We start from the raw sequence: 3,309 nt of genomic DNA, 5'->3' as shown, positions 1-3,309 counted from the left end.
GTAGAGGGTTTGTATTTCAAGAAAAGCCGGATTTGCTAGCCCCGGGTTCTCTTTCTATTGGCAAATTTAAGGTTATGGGAACTTCTATCTCCACACCAATAATAACAGGCACATTAGCTTCTCTTTTCAGTAAGTATCAAGATAAAGAAGGGGTGATAAACTCTATGAAACAGAGTTGCAAGGACTTGGGATATAGAAGAAATGAACAGGGGTATGGATTGCTCAATATTCATAAGTTAGTGGAGGTGTTAGAAAAATGATTAGAATCTTAGCCAAAATCAAGGATAGTCAAACAATTGAGAGGATTAAAGAATATGGTAATATCCTATTTGTTTCCAATTTTACAGATATTGTAGGAGTTGAGACCACAAAGAAAGGGTTAGAGAATATCAAACACTTAGATGGAGTAGCTCAAGTTAGACCAAGCGAGAAAGGGGTTTTATTGAGAAAGGAATAAGAGTTTACTTTGAATATGATTATAAAAGGGCACGGCACAGCATATAACATGATGTAAAAGACTTTGTTTCACTTCGTCCAAATTTTGCTTTGCAAAACTTTTTTTACATCAGGAACGTTAGACGCCATTGGTCGCTGGGATAAGGAGGAAGATTTATCAGGATATCATTGGCAAAATTTACGCAGGAGGGAGTTTAATGGTAAGTCAAGAGCAAATAGATGAAATTAAAACAAGAATTGCAGAAAACTTCAAGCCTCAAAAAATAATTCTTTTTGGTTCTTATGCTAACGGAACCCCCACAGAAGATAGTGATTTGGATTTGTTGATTATTAAAGATAGTAATGTGCCAGCACGTATACAGAGTCGTAAAGTTAGAAAGATACTGGCTGGTTTGAAAATTCCAGTGGATGTGATTGTAAAAACTGCTGAAGAATTTGAAACCTACAAGGATATTATTGGCACCATTATCTATCCTGCAAACAAATTTGGGAAGGTTATTTATGAATCGAGATGAAGTTATTAAGGATTTGGTTAATAAATGGATAAAGAAGGCAGATAAAGATCTTTTGAGCGTAGAAAGAGAATTGTCCTTTGAAGACCCTGTTACAGAAACGGTATGTTTTCATTGTCAGCAGGCTGTAGAGAAGTATTTGAAGGCATTTTTAGTATACCATCAAATTTATTTTACCAAGACTCATAAGATAGCAGACTTGTTAGAATTATGTGCTACCGTAGAATTCTCTTTCAAAGATGAGTTGGAAGATGCGGATAACTTAACTGATTATGCAGTAGAAGTTCGTTATCCTGATGTCTGGCTTGAACCAGGAATAGAAGCTGCTGAGGAAGCTCTTGAAATAGCTAAGAAGGTAAAAGAGTTTGTCTTAAATAAGATTAATTTTGTCAATGATACTAAAAAGGAAGCAACCAAGAGCGTCTAACAGCGTGTTTACGAAATTGCCTTCAGCAATTTCATAAACACGCAAATCGATAACCAGAATGTCGCTTCGCTCCATTTTGGTTATCGGGATGCGGACGAGCGAAAGGCGGAAGCTTTATATAACTCAAGGGGAATCTTTGAAAAAGGGAAGTTGCGAAGCGTCACTTCGGCTATCAGCAGATGAACGGCTGAAGCCAAAATGCCCCTAAAGGGGCACTTCGCTCATCCGCATCCCGTTAGCCACCATTTGATAAAAGGTAAAAAAGAGACTAGTGCTCTGTCGCTACTCAATTGATGTCCTCCCTTGGCCTAATCATTACCCACATCTTTTAGTGGACAGATTAGATAGAAATTCCAAATTCCAAGCACCAAATTCCAAATAAATTCCAAATTCCAAACACTAAATTCCAAAGTTTATATTACAACGATGGAAATTCATTTAGACTTTTCAATAATTGAAGAAAAAATTTTCTTCAATTCTATTGCCTCCTTGAAAAGCCTTTCTCCTTCTTGTTTAAATTTTTCATCGTTAGTTCCAATTATTAATCTTAACCAATAAGCAGATTCTTTTGATTCTTTACGACAAATCTTTATTCTCATCTTAAAATCTTTCGAGCCTAAAGACTCATTTGCCTCAATATAGTTTGCTCCAACTGAACCCGAAGCCCTAATTATTTGCTTTACATATTCGATATTAGTAATAGTTTTAGGTAGTTTCTTACAGAATAAAGCAACCTCTTGAGCAAATTGATAAGTTCTTTCTTCTAAATCATATTGTTTGGAATTTTGAATTTTGGTCATTGGAATTTATTTGTATTTTGGAATTTGTGATTTGGAATTTTGCCACTCACTCCGCTCTCCTGCAATCTCTAATCTCCCGTTTATAGTTTATCCTTGCTTACTTCATCTTGTTACCCAACTTGTGGGTAAGGATTAGACCCCCGCCAGCGGGGGACAACGGCCAATCAATCACTTGAATAGCGACAGAGCACTAGGAGATAAACAAATGGGAAAAGCAATTATAGATGAAACTAAATTACAACAAACATGTAAGAAATATGATGTAACATTTCTTGGGGTATTTGGCTCTTACGCAAGGGATCATTTTACCAGAAAGAGTGATTTAGACCTTTTAGTAAGATTTTCAAAGAGAAAGAGTTTGCTTGATTTAGTAGGAATAGAAATGGAGTTGTCTGAAGAGTTAGGTATCAAAGTAGATTTGCTGACAGAAAAATCAATAAGTCCCTACTTAAGAGACAAAATAATGAAAGAGCTAAAGGTAGTTTATGATGAAAAAAGATGATACCATATATTTGAGGCATATTTTGGATGCAATAGCAAAAATTGAAAAGTACACCGTGGGTATTGATTATGAGATCTTTATTGAGGATACCCAAATTCAGGACAGTATAATAAGACAATTGGAAATAATAGGAGAAGCAACAAAGCGTTTTTCAGATACCTTTAGAGACAAATATCCTCATATCTCATGGAAAAAGATTGCTGGCATGAGAGACAAACTAATACATGATTATCTTGGTGTAGACACTGATGCTATTTGGGATACGGTGAAAGATAACATCCCTGATCTAAGGGAAAAAGTAGCCTTAATTATTGAAAAGATAGAGACAAACGCAGGTAGTCCTTTACCGCAGACACGTATGCGAACTCTTTTGTCTGTGCGGTGAACGGTTACGATATTTTTCGACCTGTGCGATTAGACTAATTCATCGCAGACACGCAAAGGAAAAATAAATGTAAAATAGGAAATGAAAAATGGGAAATTTTAGGTGGTGTCTTAATCTAGCATAAAGGTTAAAATAGTGTATAGGGTTCTGCAAAATAGGATTTGAGGGAGACAACAAATAAATATCAAATATCAAATATTAAATATCAAATATAAATATCAAAATGC

At 35.4% G+C, this 3,309-nt stretch carries 7 protein-coding genes; 6 read left to right on the top strand and 1 reads right to left on the bottom strand.

Annotated elements, in window-relative coordinates:
• From AB1422_18215 to AB1422_18200, 4 genes are all read left to right on the top strand, one after another.
• The coding region (locus AB1422_18215; GenBank protein MEW6621235.1) for a hypothetical protein at positions 1 to 260 on the top strand (260 nt) is incomplete at its 5' end.
• Entirely contained in the window at positions 257 to 457 is a 201-nt protein-coding gene (locus AB1422_18210) for a hypothetical protein (protein ID MEW6621234.1), read from the top strand. The genes AB1422_18215 and AB1422_18210, both read left to right, overlap by 4 nt.
• A gap of 196 nt (positions 458 to 653) precedes the next feature.
• Positions 654 to 971 (top strand): nucleotidyltransferase domain-containing protein, encoded by a 318-nt coding sequence (locus AB1422_18205; protein ID MEW6621233.1) that lies wholly within the window; start codon positions 654 to 656, stop codon positions 969 to 971.
• Complete coding sequence (locus AB1422_18200) at positions 958 to 1,395, top strand: HEPN domain-containing protein (protein ID MEW6621232.1); 438 nt, start codon at positions 958 to 960, stop codon at positions 1,393 to 1,395. Before AB1422_18205 ends, AB1422_18200 begins: the two co-directional genes overlap by 14 nt.
• Before the next feature lie 434 nt (positions 1,396 to 1,829).
• Here AB1422_18200 and AB1422_18195 read toward each other — a convergent pair whose 3' ends face one another.
• On the bottom strand, positions 1,830 to 2,195 hold the full coding sequence (locus tag AB1422_18195) for a four helix bundle protein (protein MEW6621231.1): 366 nt from the start codon (positions 2,193 to 2,195) through the stop codon (positions 1,830 to 1,832).
• Positions 2,196 to 2,400: 205 nt separating this feature from the next.
• Here AB1422_18195 and AB1422_18190 point away from each other — a divergent pair, with 205 nt between their 5' ends.
• A complete protein-coding gene (locus tag AB1422_18190; protein ID MEW6621230.1) occupies positions 2,401 to 2,697 on the top strand; it encodes a nucleotidyltransferase family protein in 297 nt (98 codons plus the stop codon).
• The gene (locus tag AB1422_18185; GenBank protein ID MEW6621229.1) at positions 2,681 to 3,082 is read left to right on the top strand and encodes a DUF86 domain-containing protein; all 402 of its coding nucleotides are present in this window, start codon (positions 2,681 to 2,683) and stop codon (positions 3,080 to 3,082) included. The genes AB1422_18190 and AB1422_18185 overlap by 17 nt, the downstream gene beginning before the upstream one ends.
• Positions 3,083 to 3,309: the final 227 nt, after the last annotated feature.

The sequence above is a fragment of the bacterium genome, from assembly GCA_040757115.1.
In the GTDB taxonomy this organism is placed as follows: domain Bacteria; phylum UBA9089; class CG2-30-40-21; order CG2-30-40-21; family SBAY01; genus JBFLXS01.
Note: the sequence above shows the minus strand (reverse complement) of the source record. Positions and strands in the feature narration are given on the sequence as shown.